General features: G+C 65.5%; 16 protein-coding genes. 1 reads left to right on the top strand and 15 read right to left on the bottom strand.

Annotated elements, in window-relative coordinates; genetic code table 11:
- Positions 1 to 95: 95 nt before the first annotated feature.
- Complete coding sequence (locus WAX14_RS15595; RefSeq protein WP_422628958.1) at positions 96 to 1,643, bottom strand: DHA2 family efflux MFS transporter permease subunit; 1,548 nt, start codon at positions 1,641 to 1,643, stop codon at positions 96 to 98.
- Positions 1,644 to 1,890: 247 nt separating this feature from the next.
- Positions 1,891 to 3,573 carry a 4Fe-4S binding protein gene (locus WAX14_RS15590; RefSeq protein WP_422628957.1) on the bottom strand — a complete coding sequence of 561 codons (1,683 nt, stop codon included), beginning with the start codon at positions 3,571 to 3,573 and terminating at the stop codon, positions 1,891 to 1,893.
- A 179-nt stretch (positions 3,574 to 3,752) separates the two neighbouring features.
- On the opposite strand from WAX14_RS15590, the gene WAX14_RS15585 reads away from it, so the two are divergent.
- Positions 3,753 to 4,244, top strand: coding sequence for a SixA phosphatase family protein (locus tag WAX14_RS15585; RefSeq protein ID WP_422628956.1), 492 nt, complete (start codon positions 3,753 to 3,755; stop codon positions 4,242 to 4,244).
- Between the two features lie 118 nt (positions 4,245 to 4,362).
- On the opposite strand, the gene WAX14_RS15580 is transcribed toward WAX14_RS15585, so the two are convergent.
- The 13 genes from WAX14_RS15580 to WAX14_RS15520 form a co-directional block, all read right to left on the bottom strand.
- Positions 4,363 to 8,334: a DNA-directed RNA polymerase subunit beta' gene (locus WAX14_RS15580; protein ID WP_422628955.1), complete on the bottom strand. Its 3,972-nt coding sequence runs from the start codon at positions 8,332 to 8,334 to the stop codon at positions 4,363 to 4,365.
- 130 nt (positions 8,335 to 8,464) lie between these two features.
- A complete protein-coding gene (locus WAX14_RS15575) occupies positions 8,465 to 11,971 on the bottom strand; it encodes a DNA-directed RNA polymerase subunit beta (protein WP_422628954.1) in 3,507 nt (1,168 codons plus the stop codon).
- A 358-nt stretch (positions 11,972 to 12,329) separates the two neighbouring features.
- Positions 12,330 to 13,145, bottom strand: coding sequence for a hypothetical protein (locus WAX14_RS15570; protein WP_422628953.1), 816 nt, complete (start codon positions 13,143 to 13,145; stop codon positions 12,330 to 12,332).
- Between the two features lie 37 nt (positions 13,146 to 13,182).
- Positions 13,183 to 13,758 carry a hypothetical protein gene (locus tag WAX14_RS15565; RefSeq protein WP_422628959.1) on the bottom strand — a complete coding sequence of 192 codons (576 nt, stop codon included), beginning with the start codon at positions 13,756 to 13,758 and terminating at the stop codon, positions 13,183 to 13,185.
- 89 nt (positions 13,759 to 13,847) lie between these two features.
- Positions 13,848 to 15,095 carry an MCE family protein gene (locus WAX14_RS15560; protein ID WP_422628952.1) on the bottom strand — a complete coding sequence of 416 codons (1,248 nt, stop codon included), beginning with the start codon at positions 15,093 to 15,095 and terminating at the stop codon, positions 13,848 to 13,850.
- Complete coding sequence (locus WAX14_RS15555) at positions 15,092 to 16,381, bottom strand: MCE family protein (RefSeq protein ID WP_422628951.1); 1,290 nt, start codon at positions 16,379 to 16,381, stop codon at positions 15,092 to 15,094. Before WAX14_RS15555 ends, WAX14_RS15560 begins: the two co-directional genes overlap by 4 nt.
- A 47-nt stretch (positions 16,382 to 16,428) precedes the next feature.
- Complete coding sequence (locus WAX14_RS15550) at positions 16,429 to 17,688, bottom strand: MCE family protein (protein WP_422628950.1); 1,260 nt, start codon at positions 17,686 to 17,688, stop codon at positions 16,429 to 16,431.
- Positions 17,688 to 18,686 (bottom strand): MCE family protein, encoded by a 999-nt coding sequence (locus WAX14_RS15545; protein WP_422628949.1) that lies wholly within the window; start codon positions 18,684 to 18,686, stop codon positions 17,688 to 17,690. Before WAX14_RS15545 ends, WAX14_RS15550 begins: the two co-directional genes overlap by 1 nt.
- Complete coding sequence (locus tag WAX14_RS15540; protein WP_422628948.1) at positions 18,683 to 19,762, bottom strand: MCE family protein; 1,080 nt, start codon at positions 19,760 to 19,762, stop codon at positions 18,683 to 18,685. The genes WAX14_RS15545 and WAX14_RS15540 overlap by 4 nt, the downstream gene beginning before the upstream one ends.
- Positions 19,759 to 21,114, bottom strand: coding sequence for an MCE family protein (locus tag WAX14_RS15535; RefSeq protein WP_422628947.1), 1,356 nt, complete (start codon positions 21,112 to 21,114; stop codon positions 19,759 to 19,761). The genes WAX14_RS15540 and WAX14_RS15535 overlap by 4 nt, the downstream gene beginning before the upstream one ends.
- Positions 21,111 to 21,971: an MlaE family ABC transporter permease gene (locus WAX14_RS15530; RefSeq protein ID WP_422628946.1), complete on the bottom strand. Its 861-nt coding sequence runs from the start codon at positions 21,969 to 21,971 to the stop codon at positions 21,111 to 21,113. The genes WAX14_RS15535 and WAX14_RS15530 overlap by 4 nt, the downstream gene beginning before the upstream one ends.
- 4 nt (positions 21,972 to 21,975) lie before the next feature.
- On the bottom strand, positions 21,976 to 22,770 hold the full coding sequence (locus WAX14_RS15525) for an MlaE family ABC transporter permease (RefSeq protein ID WP_422628945.1): 795 nt from the start codon (positions 22,768 to 22,770) through the stop codon (positions 21,976 to 21,978).
- Positions 22,771 to 22,778: 8 nt separating this feature from the next.
- Positions 22,779 to 23,870, bottom strand: coding sequence for an ABC transporter ATP-binding protein (locus WAX14_RS15520; protein WP_422628944.1), 1,092 nt, complete (start codon positions 23,868 to 23,870; stop codon positions 22,779 to 22,781).
- Between the last annotated feature and the right edge of the window lie 303 nt (positions 23,871 to 24,173).

The following is a 24,173-nucleotide window of genomic DNA, read 5'->3' as shown; positions in this document are numbered from 1 at the left end:
CCGCTGCCCTTACCTGTGTTTCCGATGCTTCGGAGTTCATCGACGTATCCGTTCCGGTCGCTGTGGTGTGCGTCGGATCCTATCGGCGTTCGGCCTCAGTGCATGATGACCGGTGCGCTCTCACTTGGTGCCGCGCTGCGCTTGCGCGGCAGGAACGCGGCCGGGATCAGGGCGAGCAGCATGATGCATGTCGCAACGAGGAATGTGGTCCCGAACGCATCGGCGAGCGAGGACAGCATCGACTGCTGGGCGTCGACGATCGCCTGCTGCTGATCCGGTGGGAGCTGAGCGATCATGTCGGGGTCGGGCATCTCGGCGCCGCCGTGCGGCGCACCGGCGGGCGTCACGATCTGGCTGGTCAGGATCACCGACATGGTCGCGGTACCGATCGAACCGGCGACCTGCTGCACGATGTTCATCAGCGTCGAACCGCGGGCGATGCTGTGGTCGGTGAGGGTCTGCAGGGCTGCGGTCATCGTCGGCATCATGGTGGCGCCCATACCCATGCCCATCACGAACAGCGCGCCGAGCAGCAACACGTACGACGTGTCGACACCGACCTGGGTGAACACCGCCATGCCGCCGGCGATCAGGGTCAGGCCCACCATGACGATCTTGCCGGGACCGATCCGGTCGACGAGCTGACCGGCGATCGGCATCGTGAGCATCGCGCCGATACCCTGTGGTGCCAGCAGCAGACCGGCGGACAGTGTGGTCGCGCCCCGCACCTGCAGGAAGTAGCTGGGGAACAGCAAACCTGCACCGAAGAAGGCGATCGCGAACACCGACATGGTGAGCACCGCGAACGTGAGCTGGCGGTTTCGGAACAGATACAGATCGATCAGCGCGTTCTTCGCACGCAGGGCATGGAACACGAAGGCCGCGATGAGAATCAGGCCGATGATGGCGTTTACCAGCACGCGCGCAGACGCGGCGGTCCCGGTTTCGGGGATCGACGAGACCCCGAACAAGAACAACGCCAGACCCGGTGACAGCAGCATCATGCCGACGAAGTCGAACGATTCCGACTTGCTGGGCTCGTCCTTGGGCAGCACGACGAACGCGGCGATGAAAGCGATGATGCCGATAGGCAGATTGATCAGGAAGATCCAGTGCCAACTCGCAGTTTCGATCAGCCAGCCACCGAGGATGGGGCCGCCGATCGGGCCGAGCAACATCGGGATGCCGAGCACAGCCATCACGCGGCCGATGCGGTGCGGACCGGCGGCACGCGTCATGATCGTCATGCCCAGGGGCATCAACATGCCGCCACCGAGACCCTGCACCACGCGGAACGCGATCAGCGACGTGATATCCCACGCCATACTGCACAGCACCGACCCTGCGACGAACAACACCAGAGCGATCAGGTACAGGCGCTTGGAACCGAACCGATCGGAGGCCCAGCCGGTCAGCGGGATCACACTGGCCAACGCCAGCGTGTACGCCGTCATCGTCCACGCGACAGTCGCGTAACTGGCGTCGAAGTCGCTCATGAACGTCGGCAGGGCGACGGACACGACGGTCACATCGAGAATCGACATGATGGCACCGAGGACCACCACGGAGGCGACCTTCAGTACAGCAGCGTCGAGCTTTCCGTCGGACGCGCCGACGGCGGAACCCTCTGAAGGGGCTGTCATGAGTTTCTCTCCTGGTCGCAGGTGGCACGAACGCACGCCGACCCGCGCCGAGCGCGACGCTGGAGAAGCGCGTGGTGATTCATCAGCGGAGAACCGGAACGGTGCCGATGTTCCCGATCGTAGCGACACCCGCCGACATGCCCCAACACCATTTCCCGCCCCCGCGTGACCTTTGCGCTGGTCAGATGGGCCAATCGGCGCACCCGACGCGATCTACATCACATCCGGGCCGTCACATCGGGAGCGGTCATGTCCGGGTCAGTCGCCGGAGCAGCCCCGCCCGCCCTCGACGCGCGCCGATCTCGACCAGGCGCTCCCGATCGGTGATCTTCACGCGTGGACGACCGTCGGCCCTGCCTGCGTCGCGCTCGGCATCGTCGATCGCCCGCCAGCCACGCAGATCCACCCGGTTCGGACGGCGTGACGCGAGCATCCGCAGAAGGTCGCGCCGATCCCGCCGCGGGGCACCCAGCTTCCCGGCGTCGAAATCGGCGAGGAGCGCCGCAACGGTCTCCTTCGCGCATGCCTTGTTGGTGCCGATCACGCCGCTCGGACCGCGTTTGATCCAGCCCGTGACATACACGCCGTCCTCGACGCGGCCACCGATGTTGGGGATGACCCCCCTCCCCTCGTCGAACGGCACCCCCGGCATCGGTACACCGCGATACCCGATCGACCGCAGCACCAACTGCGCGGGCAGATCCTCGTGACCGCCGACCGGGCGGGGCGTGATCGTGCCGTCCACCGTTTCGATCAGTTCGTTGCGCACCAACCGCACACCGTCGACGCGGTCGTCACCGAGAAGCTCGACGGGTGCGGTCAGATAGCGGAAGACGATGCGTTTGCGACCCGGTTGCGGGACCGTGCCCGCGTATTCCTGTGCCAGTCGCACGCGCAGACCGACGGCCGGATCGTCGGCTGCGGCTCGCGCGCTCGCCGGATCGAGGTCGAGGTCGGACTCGTCGACGACGATGTCGACGCCGCGGAGGTCCGCGAGGGCGAGAAATTCGGGGTTGCTGTAGGCGGCCTGGGCCGGCCCCCGGCGTCCGAGGAGGACGACTTCCCGAACGTTGCTGCGCCGCAGAGCGGCGAGCGCATGATCGGCGATGTCGGTCCGGGCGAGTTCCTCGACATTCATCGTCAGGATTCGTGCGATGTCGATCGCCACGTTCCCGTTGCCGACGATGACGGCGGTGGACCCGGTGAAGTCGAAGACGTGGTCCGCGTAGTCGGGGTGACCGTTGTACCAGGCGACGAACTCGGTGGCCGCGTGACTGCCGGCCAGGTCCTCACCTGGGATGTCGAGGTGCCGGTCGGCCGAGGCGCCGACCGCGTAGATCACGGCGTGATGGTGGCCCAGCAGATCGTCGTGGGTGAGGTCGCGGCCGATCTCCACGTCGAGATGCAGCCCGAAGGCGTCGCGTCGGAATGACCGTTCGAACGAATCGGTGACCGTCTTGGTGCCGGGGTGATCCGGTGCGACGCCGGCGCGGACGAGACCGTAGGGGGTGGGCAGTCGATCGAACATCTCGACTTCGACGGCAGACCGTTCGAGCAACTCCTGGGCCGCATAACAGGCGGCCGGCCCGGACCCCACCACGGCCACCCGCAACGTTCCGCGGTCGCGGGGAGGCGCCGGAGTGGGTGTGAGCGGGATCCAGCCGTCGGGCGTCGGGTGCGCGGTGTAGTAGGCGGCGTTGAGTTCGGTGAACCGGGCCTGCCCTGGCGTGAGGGTGTCCTCCGGGAAGATCGCCTCGACCGGGCACGCGTCGGCACAGGCACCACAGTCGATGCACGCCTTCGGGTCGATGTGCAGCATCTCGGTGGTCGTGAACTCGCGTTCCTCGGGGGTGGGGTGGATGCAGTTGACCGGGCAGACGGCCACGCAGCTCGCATCGTTGCAGCACGTCTGGGTGATCACGTAGGCCATAGGTCTGGGTCCTCGGGAGCCGGGCGGCAGAACCGCCGCATTTGTGTAGCCGCATTTATGTAACAACGAGTAACAGTTAAATAGACTGTAGTCGCCATCACACGGGCACCGCAAGACGCGCTGCACGTGGAGCCTGCGCCTGCGAGAATCGACGAAGCCGAGCACCTAAGTTGGGACGCATGACCCGCACCCTGATCCTGCTGCGCCACGGAAAATCCGCGTACCCGGACGGCGTTGCCGACCACGAGCGTCCACTCGCCCCGCGCGGACGACGCGAAGCCGGGCTCGCCGGCCGGTGGCTCCGGGCACACCAGCCGCCGATCGACGCCGTGCTGTGCTCGACGGCCGTGCGCACCCGCAAGACTCTCGCCGAAGCGGCGGTCGAGGCGCCGGTCGACTACCGCGACGATCTGTACGCCACCAGCCCCGGCGTCCTTGTCGAGGCCATCCGCGCAGTCGACGAGCATGTGACAACCCTGCTGGTCGTCGGGCACGAACCGTCCCTGTCGGAGACGGCGCTGCTGCTCGCCCCCGATCACGACAGCGAGATCGCGCACCAGATCACCGAAAAGTTCCCCACCTCTGCCGTCGCCGTGCTGGCCGTCCGCGGACCCTGGCACAAGCTCGAGGCCGGCCGCGCCGAGCTGACGGGCTTCCACATACCCCGCTGACCAACCCGGTGTGCCTTTTGGGCCGCTCGGACAACCCAAAAGGCACACCGGTGCGGACGCGACGAAGGCCCCGCCCTCGAAGAGAAGAGGGCGGGGCCTTCGTGTCTACGGCAGTCGCCTACCGGTAGTCGCTCGAGTAACCGTAGTCGTCGAGCGGGACCGCTGCGCCGGTGTTCTGGCCGAAGCCCTCCGGCGAGTAGTACTGGTCGTCGTACGCCGGGATGGCGTACGCGGCCGCGCGGGCCTCCTCGGTCGGCTGCACCTGGATGTTCCGGTACTTGTTGATACCCGTACCGGCCGGGATGAGCTTACCGATGATCACGTTCTCCTTGAGACCGATCAGCTTGTCCGAGCGGCAGTTGATCGCCGCGTCGGTCAGCACACGAGTGGTCTCCTGGAACGACGCCGCCGACAGCCACGAATCGGTGGCCAGCGATGCCTTCGTGATACCCATGAGCACCGGACGGCCGGCAGCAGGCTCGCCGCCTTCCGATACGACGCGACGGTTCGATCCCTCGAACTCGCTGCGCTCGACCAGCGAACCGGGCAGGAACTCGGTCGCACCCGAATCGATGATCGTCACGCGACGCAGCATCTGGCGCACGATGACCTCGATGTGCTTGTCGTGGATCGACACACCCTGGCTCCGGTACACCTCCTGCACCTCGTTGACGAGGTGGATCTGCACCTGGCGGGGACCCATCACGCGCAGCACCTCGTGCGGATCGGCTGCACCCTCGAGGAGCTGCTGGCCGACCTCGACGAAGTCACCGTCGGCGAGAACGCCCTCGGTGCCGTTCGCCTTGCGGATGACGTGCAGGCGCTGACGCTTCGACAGCTTGTCGTACACGACCTCTTCGCCGCCGTCGTCCGGGACGATCGTGATCTTGTAGAAGCGGTCGTCGTCCTCGAGCCGGATCCGGCCGGAGACGTCGGCGATCGGGGCCTTGCCCTTGGGGACACGGGCCTCGAACAGCTCCTGGACACGAGGCAGACCACCGGTGATGTCCTCACCGACGCCACCCTGGTGGAAGGTACGCATCGTCAGCTGCGTGCCCGGCTCACCGATGGACTGTGCCGCGACGATACCGACGGCCTCGCCGATGTCGACGAGCTTGCCGGTCGCCATCGAACGTCCGTAGCAGGTGGCGCAGACACCGGTGCCGGTGTCGCAGGTCAGGACCGACCGCACCCGCACCTTCTGGATACCCGCTTCGAGCAGTGCCTCGATGGCCGGGTCACCCAGGTCCGAGCCGCGCTCGACGATGACGGTGCCGTTCGCGTCGACCGCATCGGACGCGAGCGTACGGGCATACGTGCTCGTCTCGATGTGGGCATCGCGGACCAGTTTGCCGGTCTCGTTGCCCTCGGCGTCACGCTCGGGCTCCGCGATGATCACCTCGATGCCGCGCGGCGTGCCGCAGTCGACCTCGCGAACGATGACGTCCTGCGAGACGTCCACCAGACGACGCGTCAGGTACCCCGAGTCGGCGGTACGCAGAGCGGTATCGGCCAGACCCTTGCGGGCACCGTGCGTGTTGATGAAGTACTCGAGAACGGTCAGACCCTCACGGAACGAGGACTTGATCGGACGCGGGATGAACTCGCCCTTCGGGTTCGTCACCAGACCCTTCATGCCCGCGAGCGAGCGGATCTGGGTCATGTTGCCGGCTGCGCCGGACTTGACGATCGTCGGAATCGGGTTCTCGTCCGGGTAGTGCGCCTCCATGGCCTGGCCGACCTCTTCGGTCGCTTCCTGCCACAACTTCACCAGCGAGTCGCGACGCTCCTCCTTCGAGAGAGCACCACGCGCGAACTTGCGCTCGAGCTGATCGGCCTGCGCCTCGTACCGCTCGAGGATGTCCTTCTTCTCCGGCGGAACGAGCACGTCCGCCATCGACACGGTCACACCCGAACGGGTCGCCCAGTAGAAACCGGCATCCTTGAGCTTGTCGACGGTCTGCGCGACGACGATCATCGGGTAGCGCTCGGCGAGATCGTTGATGATCGCAGCCTGCCGCTTCTTCGGCATGATGTCGTTGACGAAGCCGTAGTCGGCGGGCAGCAACTCGTTGAACAGCACGCGACCGAGGGTCGTCTGCGCGGTCCACGGGGCACCGTACTTCCAGCCGTCCGGGAACAACTCCGACTCGATCTCGCGCGGCGGACGCTGCTGCGTCAGACGCACCTTGATCGGGGCCTGTACCGACAGCACCTGTCGGTCGACGGCCATGACGGCCTCGGCCGGAGACGAGTACACGCCCTGCTCCGGCTCGTCCGCCGTTGCCGGGGCATACGCACCGACAGCGTCCTCGACCAGTCGGGTCAGGTGGTACAGACCGGTCACCATGTCCAGACGCGGCATGGCGAGCGGGCGGCCGGACGCCGGCGACAGAATGTTGTTCGAGGACAGCATCAGGATGCGCGCCTCGGCCTGAGCCTCCGCCGACAGCGGCAGGTGCACGGCCATCTGGTCACCGTCGAAGTCGGCGTTGAAGGCCTCACACACGAGCGGGTGCAGCTGGATGGCCTTACCCTCGACGAGCTGCGGCTCGAACGCCTGGATGCCGAGGCGGTGCAGCGTCGGTGCACGGTTCAGCAACACCGGATGCTGGTTGATGACCTCTTCGAGGACGTCCCACACCTGCGGGCGCTGACGTTCGACCATGCGCTTGGCGGACTTGATGTTCTGCGCATGATTCAGGTCGACGAGCCGCTTCATCACGAACGGCTTGAACAGCTCGAGCGCCATCAGCTTCGGCAGACCACACTGGTGCAGCTTCAGCTGCGGGCCGACGACGATGACCGAACGGCCCGAGTAGTCGACACGCTTGCCGAGCAGGTTCTGACGGAAGCGACCCTGCTTGCCCTTGAGCAGATCGGACAGCGACTTGAGCGGGCGGTTACCCGGACCCGTCACCGGACGTCCGCGACGACCGTTGTCGAACAGCGCGTCGACGGACTCCTGCAACATCCGCTTCTCGTTGTTGACGATGATCTCGGGGGCACCGAGATCGATCAGTCGCTTGAGCCGGTTGTTGCGGTTGATGACGCGGCGGTACAGGTCGTTGAGATCGGAGGTCGCAAAACGGCCACCGTCGAGCTGCACCATCGGACGCAGCTCCGGCGGGATCACCGGGACAGCGTTGAGCACCATGCCCATCGGCGAATTGCCGGACTTCTGGAACGCCGCGACGACCTTGAGACGCTTCAGCGCACGCAGCTTCTTCTGGCCCTTACCGCTACGGATGATCTCGCGCAGGTTCTCGGCCTCGGCGGGGATGTCGAAGGTCTCGATGAGCTTCTGGATGGCCTCGGCACCCATCGCACCGGTGAAGTACTCGCCGTAACGATCCTGCAGCTCGCGGTAGATCAACTCGTCGATGATGAGCTGCTTCGGAGCCAGCTTGGAGAACGTGGTCCAGATCTCGTCGAGACGATCCAGTTCACGCTGGGCACGGTCACGCAGCTGACGCATCTCGCGCTCGCCGCCGTCCTTGACCTTGCGCCGCACGTCGGACTTGGCACCCTCGGCCTCGAGCTCGGCCAGATCGGCTTCGAGCTTCTGCGCGCGGGCTTCGAGATCGGCGTCGCGCTGATCGGCGACAGTCTTCTTCTCGACCTGCATCTCGGCCTCGAGGGTCGAGAGCTCGTTGTGGCGCAGTTCGTCGTCGACCGCGGTGATGACGTACGCGGCGAAGTAGATGATCTTTTCGAGATCCTTCGGCGCCAGGTCGAGCAGGTAGCCGAGACGGCTGGGCACGCCCTTGAAGTACCAGATGTGCGTGACCGGTGCGGCCAGTTCGATATGGCCCATCCGCTCACGACGCACCTTCGCGCGGGTCACCTCGACGCCGCAGCGTTCGCAGATGATGCCCTTGAAACGGACACGCTTGTACTTACCGCAGTAGCATTCCCAGTCCCGTGTGGGGCCGAAAATCTTCTCGCAGAAGAGTCCGTCCTTCTCGGGCTTGAGCGTGCGGTAGTTGATGGTCTCCGGCTTCTTGACCTCGCCGTACGACCAGTTGCGGATGTCCTCTGCGGTGGCCAGGCCGATGCGGAGTTCATCGAAGAAGTTGACGTCGAGCACGTAACTTCCTTTCCCCTGTGCGGGTTGTGTTGCTGCTAGTTGTCGCTATCGCTGCCGGGCCCTCGTGGGAGGCGCGGTGGATACGGAACCACGTCCGTCACCCATACGCGCCTCCCACGAGGTCGGCTTCCTAGTTCGCGAGGTCGTCGACCGTGGCCGACTCGTTGCGGGAAAGGTTGATACCCAAGTTGGCCGCCGCCCGCTCGAGGTCCTCGTCGTCGCCGTCCGCCATCGCGATGGCCGCGCCGTCACTCGAGAGCACCTCGACGTTCAGGCACAACGACTGGAGTTCCTTCAAGAGGACCTTGAACGACTCGGGGATACCCGGTTCCGGGATGTTCTCGCCCTTGACGATCGCTTCGTACACCTTCACGCGGCCGACCACGTCGTCCGACTTGATGGTGAGCAGCTCCTGCAGCGTGTATGCCGCACCATAGGCCTGCATGGCCCAGCACTCCATCTCACCGAAGCGCTGGCCACCGAACTGGGCCTTACCGCCGAGCGGCTGCTGAGTGATCATCGAGTACGGACCGGTCGAACGCGCGTGGATCTTGTCGTCGACCAGGTGATGCAGCTTGATGATGTACATGTAGCCGACGGACACCGGATACGGGAACGGCTCGCCGGAACGACCGTCGAACAGCGTTGCCTTGCCGTCCGGGTTCACCATGACCTCACCGTCACGGTTCGGCAGGGTCGAGCTGAGCAGACCGCTCAGTTCGTCCTCGCGCGCACCGTCGAACACGGGGGTCGCGATGTTGGTGTTCGGCTCCGCCGCCAGCATCTCGTCGGACAGGTCCCGCGCCCAGTCGGGGCGGCTGCCGTCGTCCGCGACCTGGATGTTCCAGCCGGCCTTGCCGATCCAGCCGAGATGCGTCTCGAGGATCTGGCCGATGTTCATACGACGCGGAACGCCGTGCGTATTGAGGATGATGTCGACCGGGGTGCCGTCGGGCAGGAACGGCATGTCCTCCTGAGGGAGAATCTTGCCGATGACACCCTTGTTGCCGTGGCGACCGGCGAGCTTGTCGCCGTCCTGGATCTTGCGCTTCTGCGCCACGTACACGCGAACAAGCTCGTTGACACCCGGAGGCAGATCGTCGTCGTCCTCTCGGGAGAACACGCGCACGCCTATGACCTTGCCGGTCTCGCCGTGGGGCACCTTCAGCGACGTGTCGCGCACCTCGCGCGCCTTCTCGCCGAAGATCGCGCGGAGCAGCCGCTCTTCCGGAGTCAGCTCGGTCTCGCCCTTCGGGGTGACCTTGCCGACGAGGATGTCGCCGTCGCGAACCTCGGCACCGATCCGGACGATGCCGCGCTCGTCCAGGTCCGCGAGAACCTCGTCCGAGACGTTCGGAATGTCGCGGGTGATCTCCTCGGCACCGAGCTTGGTGTCGCGGGCATCGATCTCGTGCTCCTCGATGTGGATCGAGGTGAGCACGTCCTCCTCCACGAGACGCTGCGACAGGATGATCGCGTCCTCGTAGTTGTGGCCTTCCCACGGCATGATCGCCACGAGCAGGTTCTTGCCGAGCGCCATCTCACCGTTCTGGGTGCACGGACCGTCCGCGAGGACCTGTCCGGACTCGACGCGCTGCGCCTCGTCCACGATCGGACGCTGGTTGGAGCAGGTGCCCTGGTTGGAACGATCGAACTTGCGCAGGCGGTACGTCTTGCGGGTGCCGTCGTCGGCCATCACCGTGATGAAGTCCGCCGACACCTCCTCGACCACACCCGACTTCTCGGTGACGATGACGTCGCCCGCATCCACTGCGGCACGCAACTCCATGCCGGTACCGACGAGAGGCGATTCGCTGCGTACCAGCGGAACGGCCTGACGCTGCATGTTCGCGCCCATGAGGGCACGGTTGGCGTCGTCGTGCTCGAGGAACGGAATCATCGCGGTCGCGACCGACACCATCTGGCGCGGCGAGACGTCCATGAAGTCGACCTCGGCGGCCGGGATGTACTCGATCTCGCCGCCCTTCTTACGGACGAGAACGCGCTCCTCCGCGAACCGGCCGTCGGCGGCGATCGGCGAGTTGGCCTGCGCGACGACGTGGCGGTCCTCCTCGTCGGCGGTGAGGTAGACGACCTCGTCCGTGACGACACCGCTCTCGACCTTGCGGTACGGGGTCTCGATGAAACCGAACGGGTTGACCCGCGCGTACACCGACAACGAACCGATCAGGCCGATGTTCGGGCCTTCCGGGGTCTCGATCGGGCACATGCGGCCGTAGTGCGACGAGTGGACGTCACGGACCTCGAGGCCTGCGCGCTCACGCGACAGACCGCCGGGACCAAGGGCCGAGAGGCGGCGCTTGTGGGTCAGGCCCGACAGCGGGTTGTTCTGGTCCATGAACTGCGACAGCTGCGAAGTCCCGAAGAACTCCTTGATCGCGGCCACGACGGGACGGATGTTGATCAGTGTCTGCGGCGTGATCGCCTCGACGTCCTGCGTGGTCATGCGCTCACGAACCACACGCTCCATGCGGGACAGACCCACCCGGATCTGATTCTGGATGAGCTCGCCGACCGTGCGCAGGCGACGGTTGCCGAAGTGGTCGATGTCGTCGACCTCGACCGGAACCTCGACACCCTCGGGGGCGGTCATCACGGTCTCGCCCGCGTGCAGGCGCACCAGGTACTCGACCGTAGCGACGATGTCTTCCTCGGTGAGGGTGGACGCCGCGATCGGCTGACCGCTGTTCAGACCCAGCTTCTTGTTGACCTTGTAACGGCCCACTCGCGCCAGGTCGTAGCGCTTGTCCTTGAAGAAGAGGTTCTCCAGCAGGGTCTGCGCGGACTCCTTGGTCGGCGGCTCGCCCGGGCGCAGCTTGCGGTAGATGTCGAGCAGGGCCTCGTCGGGGCCGGCCGTGTTGTCCTTTTCCAGCGTGGACATCATGATCTCGGAGAATCCGAATCGCGCAACGATCTGCTCGTTCGTCCACCCCAGCGCCTTGAGCAGCACGGTGACCGGCTGACGACGCTTACGGTCGATGCGGACACCGACGGTGTCGCGCTTGTCCACGTCGAACTCGAGCCACGCACCGCGACCCGGGATCACCTTGACGCTGTGCAGGTCCTTTTCGGTGCTCTTGTCGACATTCCGGTCGAAGTACACACCCGGGGACCGCACGAGCTGCGACACGACGACGCGCTCGGTGCCATTGATGACGAACGTGCCCTTGCCGGTCATCATCGGGAAATCACCCATGAAGACCGTCTGGCTCTTGATCTCGCCGGTGTTGTTGTTGATGAACTCGGCGGTGACGAACAGCGGGGCCGCGTACGTCATGTCCTTGTCCTTGCACTCCTCGACGGAGGCCTTGACCTCGTCGAAGCGCGGGTCGGAGAAGGACAGGGACATCGAACCCGAGAAGTCCTCGATCGGCGAAAGCTCGGTGAGAATTTCTTCGAGGCCGCCGACGACAGGCCCGTCACCCCGTTCGGCAGCCTTCGTGCGCCAGCGCTCGGAGCCGATCAACCATTCGAAGGAATCTGTCTGTATATCGAGGAGCCCGGGAACTTCGAGCGGTTCGCGAATCTTCGCGAACGAGACCCTCTTCGGGGCTCCGGGGATTCCGGCAACTGTCTTGGTCTGGCTAGAGACTGCCAAGATGCGTCCTTCCAGCACCTCACGCGGGCCGCTCCAACCGGTGCGACCGCCGCTGTACCTGCTTCTTCAGTGGGGCGTTTCGGCTGGTCACAACCCGTACGAACGCCCCACCGCAAAGACCGGCGGCGAACACCCACGAAGGGGGCCCTTCCGGCTTTTGCGAACGAGGTTTGGACAGGAGGCAGCCAGCGCAAAGTCCTAACGTACACCGAAAAACGGCAGATGTCCAACAGGGGTGCCCGAAGCAAGCCCCTCACCGGAACTCGGACTGTTCGCGAGTTCGCGCGGGCGTACCGATAGAGTGACCGCTACCGGACTCCGCGTCAAGACATCGATTTTCCATTCGTTCCCGGACCGTCCGCATTCCACCCGGATGTCAACGGTCGGACAGTTCCGACACCAGCCAACGGTTGCCGACCTTCTCCATCCTCACCAGCAGCGGCGCCGCCGCGCTTCCCTGGGCAATCCCGTTCCCCGTCGCGCTGACGTTGATGTACGCCGATACCTCCGCCCGGGAATCGTCGAGCATCGACGTCCCGATGTGTGTCACCGATACCTCCGTGACGGTGTTCGTCTGCACCGCTGCCTGCTTCGTCACCTCGGCTGTCCGGTCGAACTCCTCCTGCATCTGCGGCGTCAGCAACTCTCGGATCGCTGCAAAATTCTCGTCGATCGTCTCGTAGCTGTAGCCGTGCATGGTCTCGATCGCCCGGGTCGCGGCCCGCTGCACCTCGTTTGTCGCCGAACGGTCGACCCATGCCCGGTTCTCCACGTTCGCACCGGGCTGGAATGCGGCGACCACCGCGAACGCACCGAGAGCGACCGCGGCGACACCGACGAGCACGACCGGACGCATACCGCGCTGCCCCGCCGGTTCCCGCGGCGCAGTGTCAGCCGTCGCAGGTTCCTGCTCCGACTCGGGATCGGGCTCGGGCTCGGGTTGTGACGCAGGCTCGGGTTCGGGTTGTGACGCAGACTCGGGTTCGGGAGCCTTCGACAAACCCACGGCCGCGGTCTCGGGCCCGGCGGCATCCGCTGCCTGCTCGACCTGCTCGGTCGCACGTGCGTCCTCGTCGACCGCCGGAGCGGACTGCTGCCCGGACCCGCCGGTGCTCTGCACGCGACCGGTACCGGCGATCTTCGGACGCCGGCGCGGAACACCGGTCCCCGGGTTTCGGCGCTGCGGGGGCACTACTCACACTCCTTCATCGGTTCATTCACCCTGCGGTTCATTCACCCTGCGTGACCTCGGGCTCCGCGGGGGCAGGCGCCTGCGACGGGACGGACTCGGGCTGGGGTTGGGGTTGGGCGGCACCGGGAACCGGCCCGGATTCGAGTTCGACCGAGCCGAGCGGCTGGATGGTCTCGGCCTTCCACATGTCCCCGTCCTTGCGGACTGCCACGTCGACCGACACCTTGTTGTTCGCGAAATTCGTCGGGGTCGTCGTCGTGACCGACAGCACCACGAGCGCACGTGCGGTGTCGTCGTCGGTGTTCAACTCGGTCAACGAGCCGAACAGTACGTTCGCGGCCATGCCGGTGCCGGTGGCCGCGACCTGGTCGCGGATCTGCTGCTCGGTCGCGTTCAGGTCGTCGATCAGGGCGTCACCGGTGATCGACGATCGCATGTTGCCGAGCGATTCGTCGACGTTCTCCGCATCGACACTGTTCAGATTGATCGCGGCCTGCATCGCGCCGGACAGGGCCGCGTCCCTGGCGTCGGCCACGGGTCGTTCGACGAACAGCGCCCGTCCCCAGCCGACGCCGAACCAGACCGCCGCGGCCAACGCAACCAGTGCGACGATGCTCACGGCCACCAAACCGACGGCACGCACGCTGCCGGCCACGGACCGGGATGTGGTCTCCTCACTCACTCCAACAACCTACTCACTTCTCACTTCGGGGTGACACCGAGCAGCGGCGCCAACTGCGTCGCGATCGGATTCAGATTCAGCTTGTCCGGGTCCTTCTTCGGGATGAAATCCCACGGCTGGAGGGTCAGCGGATCACCGAACACGATCCGGTTGGCGCTGCGCACTCCGGTGACACTGCCCTGCGGGACCTCGCACGACGCGTTCGTGTTGAACGGGAAGTCCTGCTGGGTGTCGTCGAAGTTCGGGTCCTGCCGGTGCATCTCGTCGAGGATCTCGTAGGTGCCCTCGTAACCGATCGTGCAGGACGGCGGGTTGTTCGTCTCGAGGACGATGCCCTGCCGGACCGCACCGTCGCCCGGCGCGACCGTCCCGGCGCTGCCCGCGATCGCAGGCAGGAATGCCAGCAGCGGCTGCAGCGCGATCGCCTGCGGGGCGAGCTTGTCGCCGAGGAGAGCGAGGTTGGTGAGGTCGGTGGTCAGACCCGGACCGGTCTCCGCCACCAATTGGGTCAGTTGCTCACTGGCGGCCTGTCCCGTCTCGATGAGTCGGCGGATGTCCGGGTCGCTCTCGCGTAGTTGCGCCGTGACCAGGTCCAGATCGGAGCTGAACTGCACGATCGCCGACGACTGCGCCGACTGCGTGTTCAGCACGGGTTCACTGTCCCGGATGAGCGTCAGGGTCTGCGGTAGGTAGTCCACGCCCGCTGCGCTGAGTTCGGCGAGCGAATCGACGAGCACCTGCAGATCGTCGCCACGACCGTCGAATGCGTTGCCGAGTTCGGTGATGACGGTGTGCAACGCATCCACCGGAACCGAACGCACCAGATCGTTGGTGCTGATCAGCAGGCTTTCGACGGGAATCGGCACCTCGGTGCGGTCTTGTTCGATGACCGAACCGTCCGTCAGGAACGGCCCCTCGTCGGTATCCGGCCGCAGGTCGACATACTGCTCGCCGATAGCGGATCTGTTCGCGACAACGGCCCGCGCCGACGCCGGAATGTCCGGGCCGCCGTTGTCGAGCTTCAGCTCGACGTTGATGCCGTCGGAGGTGAGCGACAATGCGCCGACGCGGCCGACGGGAACACCACGGTAGGTGACCTCCGCGTTGGTGAACACGCCACCGGAGGTCGCGAACTCCGCATCGACGGTGTACTGGCCGAATCCCAGCAGGTTGTCGAGCCGCACGTATCTGGCGCCGACGAACAGCACACCCAGAAGCGCGAGCACCACGAATATCGCGAGTTGCACTGTGACGAGTCGTGATCTCATTCGCCGCCCCCGAGTCCGAGCTGGTTCATCAGGCCCTCCAGCGGATTGGCCGGCGGAGTTCCACCGTCGGCAATGCCGGTCGGTATCTCCGGTAGCGACACCCCTGCCGGCAATCCCGGCAACGCGACCGTGTCGGGCAGCGTCGGTGTCGGCAGGATCGGCACCAGCGAGATCGTCGGCCACCCCGGTCGCGGGCCGTTGCCGTCGACGTAGGGGTTCGACGGATCGACCAGCGGCTTGGGGTTGCCGAATTTGGGCTCGCGGTAGACCGGTTCACCCTGCCCCACGCCGAGGGCGGCCAGCGCATCCCCGATCTGCAGATCGACGGACAGGAACAGGTTCACCGACCCGCCGAGTGCGATCTTCTCGACGCCGTCCGGGAACGGGACCGTCGGAATGAACGGCAGCGCCTCGACCAGGTCGTCGCCGGCGAGCGCGAGCTGCTGCAGGGTGGGGCGCAGCGCCAGCAGGTCGGCGATCAGGTCCTCTTTCGATTGGTCGAGCACATCGGTGCCGACCGTGCCGAGCCGATCGAGCTGCGTGAGCAGTTCGGTGAATTGTGGTCGCTGCTGTTCGAGAACCTCGGTCGCGACCGGCAGGTCGTCGAGGATGCCGGCGATCTGGTCGGTCTGCGCAGCGACATTCGCGTTCAGCGTGTCGAGTCCGTCGAGTGCGCGGGTGATGTCGTACTTCTGCTGGTCGAGACCCGCGATCAGCGCATCTGCCTGTTCGAGCAGGCTGCGCGTGGTTCCCTCACGTCCGTCGAACGCGACCGACAGTTCCTTGATCACCGGCGCCAACTGTCCGACACCACCACCGTTGAGCAGCAACGACAGCGCACCGAGGACCGGCTCGATCTCGGTGGCGGCGCGGGTCCTCTCGATCGGGATCGAATCGCCGTCCGCCAGCCGCACCGGCGATGCCGCCGTCGGCGGTTCGCTGAGCTGAATGAATTTCTCGCCGAGAATACTGGTCTGCTCGACCTCGGCGAGCGCATTCGCCGGCAGGTCCACCGACGACTGCACGACGACGCCGACATCCGCGGTCCAGCCGTCCGGTGCAACGGAGATCGACTCGACGCGACCCACCGGCACGCCGTCCACCTTCACCGCCGACTGCGGCACCAGGTCGAGGACGTCCTCGAACGCGATGGTCAGGTACATCGGATCACTCCCGATATCCGCACCACCCGGCAACGGAATGTCGGACACGCCTCCGCAACCGGACACCGTGATCGCCACGATGCAGATACCGGCGGCGAGGACAACCGTACGTTTCGGCACCATCGAGCGGCTCCCCGCCTTCGACTGTGCAACCGGCCGCTTCCCGCGCGTCACTGACCGCCCCCCTGTTCGCCCATCTGCAGCCGAGGCGACACGACGCCCGGCACCGTGCCCGGAACGACCTGTTCCTGAATGTTCTCGCCGCTCATGATTCCGAACGGCAGGATCAGATCGGGCGTCTTCATTTCCGCGGTCACCTCCGCCATGATGTGGGCGCATCGATCGATCAGTGGCTGCATCTGCCGTCCGAGTTGCTCGAACCGCTCGTCACCCGGCACCAGCCGGCCCACGTCGATGAGCTTGCACACCGCCGCATTCGGATCTTGGAGGTCGGTGAGCACGAGCCGTGACGACAACGCTCCCGCCTCCGCGTCGTACGAATTGACGAGGTTGCTCACCGCGAGCGGCAGCAGCGTCAGCGAGTTGATCAGCGACTCGCGGCGGTCCGCGAGCGTCTGGGTGACCGGAACGAGTGCGTCGACGTTGTCCTTCAGAAGTGCCTGATTGTCCTGTACGAATGTTGCGACATCCCCCAGCGCGACGGACAGCTGGTTCAGTGCCAGCCCGAGATCCTCCCGTTCGCCGGCGAGGAAACCGGACAGTTCGGCGAGCTGACTGTTGAACACTCGCACCTGTTCGTCGTTCGCGGCGAGCGCGCTCACGAACACCTGCAGGTTTTCGACGGTGCCGAACAGGTCGTCGCGCGAGGAGTTCAGTGTGCGCGATGCCGCGGACAGTTGTTCGATGCTGCGCCCGAGGGCGTCTCCGTTTCCTGCGAGGTTCTCCGCGCCGACCTCCACGAACCGGGACAACGCACCGTCCTTGTTCGCCCCCTCGGGTCCCAACGCCCGGGAAAGTTCGTCGATGCTGGCGTACAACTCGTCGACCTCGACGGGGGTGGCCGTTCGTTCACGTGGAATCACGGCGCCGCTCGCCATCGTCTCACCGCCCGTGTAGGCCGGAGCGAGCTGCACGTACCGGTCTGCGACGACCGACGGCGTGATCTGCGCGGCGCGCGCGTCGGCCGGGATGTCCACCCCACGATCGACCCGCATCCGAACCTCGACGAGGTCGCCCTGCGGCTCGACGGAGATGACCTTGCCGACCTCGACGCCGAGAACCCGGACGTCGGATCCTTCGTAGATGCCGACGGCCTTGTCGAAGTACGCGGTGATATCGGTTGTGCCGATCCGCTGGTATGCGTACCAGCCGCCGGCGGCCAGGGCCACCACCAGCGTCGTCACGAGCGCGATCAGCGCCGCGGTGCGTCCGTTCCGGCGGGTGCCCTCGCCGTTGTCGGAGTGTGCCATCAGTTGCCCCCTTCCAGCGTGCGGCCCGGCTCGCGGTAGCCCGGAATCTCCGGCAGCCCCGGCGGGGTGAGGTTCACGACGACCTGGTCGAACCAGCGGCCGTTGCCAACGACGTTCGCGTACAGCCGGACGAACGGCTCGTACAGCTCGAACGCGCGATTCAGGTTGTCGTTGTTGTCCTGCAATATCTGCACGACACCACGGAGTTGTTCGAGTGCAGGACCGAACTGTTCCTCGTTCTCGTCAACGAGCGCGCTGAGCTCCGTCGACATCCGTTTCGTCCCGTCGAGGAGTTGCGAGATCGCCTGCCTGCGACTGTTCAGCTCCGTGATCAGCAGCGCACCGTCACTGATGAGCTTGTTGAATTCGGTGTTGCGGTCGGCCAGGATCTGCGATGTCTGCGCGGTCGCGTCGAGGAGTTTCTTCAGTTCCTGGTCGCGGCCGGCGATCGTCTCCGAGAGCCGGCTCACCCCGTCGAGCGCCGCACGCACGTCATCGGGTGTCTCCGAGAACGCGTCGGAGAGGGCATCGAAGCCGGCGGCCAGTTGATCCGCGTCGACGTCGCCCAGGGTGGTCGCGGCCGACGAGAACGCCTCGATCACGTCGTACGGCGCCACCGTGCGGTCCAGCGGAATCGTGTCCGACGGGTCGAGCACATCGGTTCCACGGGGGTCCAGCGCGAGGTACTTCTGGCCGAGGATCGTCTTGATCTGGATCGAGGCCGAGGTGTCGTCACCGACCCACGCGTCCTTGACCTTGAACTCGACGACGACCCGGTCGCCGTCGAGTTCGACTCCGGTGACCTGGCCGACCTTCACACCGGCGATGCGCACCTCGTTGGTGGGCTTGAGACCGGCCGCCTCGCGGAATTCGGCCTTGTAGGTGGCGCCTGCCCCGATGATCGGCAGCGAGTCCAGGAAGAACGCGGACAATGTCGCCAAGAGAATCACCAGAATGCCAAGGGCTCCGGCCGCTGCCGGACTGCGACGTGTGCTCATCGTCCCTGCAACTCCTGCATCCCGTCCTGCGTGCACCGTTTCGCGGCGTTGGTGTAGATCGGCTGATTCACCGTGGGTAGCCCGGTGGGCAGATTCAGGTACGGAACCGAACCCGGACCGGCGATGACGTCGATGCCGCACAGGTAGAACTGGAACCACGACCCGTAGCTCGCGACCCGGCCGAGCTTGTCGAGTTTGACGGGCAGCGTCTCGAGCACCTGGTCGAGTGCCTCACTGTTGGCGTTCAGGCTGCTTGCGAGTTGATTCACGGCGGTGATCGACTGGGTGATCGCCGGGCGAGTCGGTTCGAGCACATCCGCGACCGCATCGGTCAGGCCTGCGACGGACTGCACGGCGGAACCGACCGTCTCACGATCCGCGGCCAGGCCGCTGACCAGCGCCTGCGTGTTCACCAGCAGCGAATCGAGTTCGTCGTCGCGCTCGTTGACGGTGGTGAGCACAACGTTGAGGTTGTCGATCACCGCGCCGATCACCGCATCCTTGTCGGCGATCGTGTTGGTCAGCGACGCGGTGTTGCGCACCAGGTCCCTGATCGTCCCCGATTCGCCTTGGAACACCTGGACGATCTGGTACGACAGCTTGTTCACATCGTCGGCGGACAAGGTCTGGAACAGCGGCCGGAAGCCGTTGAACAGCGTCGTGAGGTTCACGGCGGGCTTGGTTCGATCGAGGGGGATCGTCTCACCCGGATTCAGCTTCTCCCCCTGTGCTCCCTCGCCCTGTCCGAGAGCGATGTACCGCTGACCCACGAGGTTGCGGTATCGGATCGTCGCTGTCGTCGACGCGGGTAGGTAGTCGCGGTCCGTGACGGTGAACGTCACCTCGGCGTCGCGCTCGTCGACGATCGAGATGCTCTCCACCTGTCCGACCCGGACGCCTGCGATTCGCACCTCGTCACCCTCGTTGAGCGAGGTGACGTCGGAGAAGATCGCGTGATACTTCGGGCCACCACCTGTGCCGATGCTGGCGATGGTTGCGGCAAGCATCGCCGTCGCGAAGATTGTGACAACCGCGAAGACGATCAGTTTGACGAGCGGCGCTGTCAGTCCCCTCATTCGAAGCTCACCTCCGTTCCTCGCATTGCCGGCGCTCCCAGCTGAGTCGTCCATGTCGGCACGTCACCGGGTTCGAGTCCGGCGGCAGCTCCGTAGATCGTGTCGAGCGTTTCCTGTTCGGCGGCCGATCCGGTGTACGAGACCGGCACGGTCCCGATGATCTCGCCGACGTTGTCCGGGACCCCGGACCCTTCCGGGGCCGGGAAGAACGGGATCGTCTCGGGGCCGGGGTTCCGGGACGGGACCTGGTACGAACCGTCGTTGATCGACCCGCCGGGGTACTGCGGGAACTTCCGCCCTGGTTCGGTGACGTCGTTGTAGCAGGCTGGTCCACGGTCGTCGAGCAGCCTCGGTTCGTCCTGGTTCGGCAGGTACCGGCCCTTCGGATTCGTGAACTGGATGTTGGCACGCACACCGGGGAACGGATCGTCCGCGGCGAGGACACCCGCCGCGGCAGGCGCGGCGTCGGCAAAGCCCTTCAACATGCACGGGAACGACGGCGAGTACCGGGCCAGCAGTTGCAATGCCTCTTTCGAGTCCGCGGTAATGCTGATGATCGATGCGGCGTTCGCCTCCAGCAGGCCCGCGGTCGCGGACGTGGCGGCGGTCGCCGAGACGAGGAGGGTGGCAATCTGGTTCTGCTCCTCGACGACGGTGTTGCCCGTGGTCCGCAGGTTGTTCAATGCGCTCACCAGATCGGGGGCCGCCTCCGCGTAGGTCTGCGAGAAGTCGGCCAGTCCACGCAGATCCGCCTGCAGCGTCGGCAGTTCCGAACCGACCTCGCGGAAGATCTGTTCGAGGTGCTCGACGGTTCTGCCGAGCGTCTCGCCGCGGCCGCTCAGGCCCTGCGCCAGCGCGCCGAGGGTGCTGGCGAGGTCCTCCGGCGGCACCGCTTGCAGCAGCGGCAGGAGTCCGTCGAGAACTTCGCCCAGTTCCACGGTCTTCGTGCTGGTGTCCTGGACGAGAACGTCGCCGGCCTGCAGTGGACGGGCCGGGTCCTCGGGCACCAGCAACGCAACGTACCGCTCGCCGAACAGCGTCTTCGGCAGCAACTGTGCCGTCGCGTTCGCCGGTATCAGGTCGGCCTTGTCCGGTTGGATCGCGAGATGCGCGGTGACCTGACCGCCCTCGGCCGACGTCGAGCGCACCTCGCCGACGATCACGCCGCGGACCTTGACGTCGGCGTTGTGCGGCAGTGCATTGCCGACACTGTCGGTGACCAGGTCGACGTCGACGACTTTCGTGAACGTCTTGTTGTAGATCGCGATGGTGCCGCCGAGGAACAGCGCGAGCACCAGGAAGAACACCAGCCCCAGCACCCGACGGCGGAGTGTCGACGGTGACTCGATCATCCGGCCACCCTCACCGTCGTCGTCGTGCCCCAGATCGCGAGACTGAGGAAGAAGTCGAGAACCGCGATGGTGACGATGGCGGTACGGACCGCCCGTCCCACGGCGACACCCACTCCCGCCGGTCCGCCACTGGCATGGAAACCGTAGTAGCAGTGGATGAGGATCAGCACGAACGCGAAGATCAGCACTTTCGCGAACGAATAGAGAACGTCTTCCGGTGGCAGGAACAGATAGAAATAGTGGTCGTACGAACCGGACGACTGACCGTTGAACACCGTGCTGATCACCCGTGTCGCAAGGTAGGCGGCGAGCAGGCCGATGATGTACAGCGGGATAACGGCGACGAATCCGGCGATCATCCGGGTGGTGACCAGGAACGGCACCGACGGCACCGCCATCACCTCGAGCGCATCGATCTCCTCGCTGATGCGCATGGCCCCGAGTTGCGCGGTGAAGCCGCAACCGACGGTGGCAGACAACGCGAGTGCCGCGACGATCGGCGCAATCTCACGTGTATTGACATAGGCGGACAGGAAGCCGGTCAGTACGGACGACCCGAGCTGTTCGAGCGCAGCGTAGCCCTGCAGGCCGACGACGACACCGGTGAAGCCGGACATCATCGCGATGACGCCGATGGTGCCGCCGATGACGGCGAGCGCGCCGCTGCCGAAGGTGACTTCCGCGAGCAGCCGCAGGACCTCTTTGCGGTAGTGCACGATCGTTTTCGGTGTCCACGCAACAGCCCGCGCGTAGAACGACATCTGATCGCCGGCGCGATCGAGGACGTTCAGAGGCACGCGCAGCGCCTTCCTGCCGCGGAGCACAACGAGATCTCCGCGGCCTTTGGCAATCGTCATCGACTCAGGACCCCTTCGCAGGAACGATCTGCAGGTACACCATCGTCAAGATCAGGTTCGCGAAGAACAACAGCAGGAACGTGATGACGACAGTCTGGTTGACGGCTTCACCCACACCCTTCGGGCCCGGACCGGGGTTCAGACCCTTGTAGGCGGCGATGACCCCGGCGATGAGACCGAATACAGCTGCCTTGATCTCGGCAACGTACAGGTCCGGAAGCTGGGCGAGCGCCGAGAACGACGCCAGGTAGGCGCCCGGGGTTCCACCCTGCAGGATGACGTTGAAGAAATATCCACCGGCGATTCCGACCACCGAGACCAGCCCGTTGAGCAGGACCGCCACCAGGATCATCGCGAGGACACGCGGAACGACCAGACGCTGAACCGGGTCGATGCCGAGCACCTTCATCGCGTCGATCTCTTCGCGGATCGTTCGAGAGCCGAGGTCTGCGGTGACCGCGGACCCGGCGGCACCCGCGATCAGCAGTGCAGTCACGATCGGACTGCCCTGCTGGATCACCGCGAGCACGCTGGCGGCACCGGTGAACGACTCGGCACCGAGCTGTTTGATCAGTGATCCGGTCTGCAGGGACACGACGGCCCCGAACGGAATGGCGACCAGGGCGGTCGGCAGGATCGTGACGCTCGCGATGAACCACGCCTGTTCGATGAACTCCCGGAACTGGAACGGGCGGCGGAAGGTATTCCGCACGACGTCGACGAACAGTTCGACGATGTTCCCGGCTTGAGTAAGTGCACCGTTCACCGGCCGCACGAGCGAACTGTTGCCGACCCCCATCTGGTCTCCTATCTCTGGCCGTACTGCTGATCGAGTTCCTCGCGGTAGACCGGGATCACCTGAGTATCGTCGTCACGGACGTCGTAGCCCGCCGGGGCCGCCGCCCCGACGTGCGCGGTTTCTTCCTGGTCGTAGCTCTGCAGGATGGCTGCCTGCGCGCCTTCCGGAAGGGTGTGCAGGATCTGCCGGACCCGCTCGTGACGGCGGGCCACGGCCTGCCGCTCCGGCATGCCGGGAGTGGCCTGCATCTGCGGCACGATGCCCTCGACGTCATCGATGCCGCCGGCGTGGTGCCCGGCGTCGACGAGCGCCTGCTCGTGCGCCATCTGCGCCTCGTCCTTCTCCTCGGACATGCCGATCGGGCCGATCATCGTGCCGTTGAGGAACTGCTTGACCACCGGCTCGTCCGAGGTGAGCAGCACCTCGCGCGGACCGAACATCACCAGTTCGCGGCGGAAGAGCATGCCGATGTTGTCCGGCACCGTGCGCGCCAGGTTGATGTTGTGGGACACGATCAGGATCGTCGCGTCGATCTCGGCGTTGATGTCGATCAACGTCTGCGAAATGTACGTCGTGCGCACGGGGTCCAGACCGGAGTCCGGCTCGTCGACGAGGATGATCTGCGGGTCGAGCACGAGGGCTCGCGCCAGGCCGGCACGCTTACGCATACCGCCGGAGATCTCGCCGGGGAGCTTGTCCTCGGCGCCGAGCAGACCGACCAGCTCGAGTTTCTCCATCACGACCTTGCGGACGTCGGACTCGGACTTCTTGGTGTGCTCGCGCAGCGGGAACGCCACGTTGTCGTACAGATTCATCGATCCGAACAGCGCGCCGTCCTGGAACAGGACGCCGAACAACTTCCGGATCTCGTAGAGCTCCTTGCTCGAACACTGAAGGATGTCCGTGCCGTCGATGACGATCGATCCCTGCTCCGGGCGGAGCAGACCGATCAGCGACTTCAGGAACACCGACTTGCCCGTTCCGGACGGGCCGAGCAGCGCGCTGACCTCACCCGCGGGCAGCGTCAACGTGACGTCCTGCCAGATCCTCTGTGAGCCGAACGACTTGGTCAGTCCCTCGACCGCTACCTCTACTCCCACTACTACCTCCACACCTCTCCGACACCGGCCCACCTGTGGGTTGGGTCACTCTATCGCACCGGAGTGGCACCCGTGACGTCGAACCCTACTCGAGAGTAAGAAAAGTCGTCAACGCAGGCCACATACCCTGACTTATGTCAGTGACCTGCACCGATGTGGCGCATGTCGCACTGTTGCCGGCTCTTCCCAGATGAGGGTGTAGGTCGGTCGGGCGCGTCGGTCCGCAGATAGACGTCGAGGTCTCCCGACGATGGAGGTTCCTACGCCATCCATCCGAAAGACCTCGACGTGACCGACACAACC

The organism is Rhodococcus sp. (in: high G+C Gram-positive bacteria), assembly GCF_049299235.1.
Lineage (GTDB): Bacteria > Actinomycetota > Actinomycetes > Mycobacteriales > Mycobacteriaceae > Rhodococcus.
Note: the sequence above shows the minus strand (reverse complement) of the source record. Positions and strands in the feature narration are given on the sequence as shown.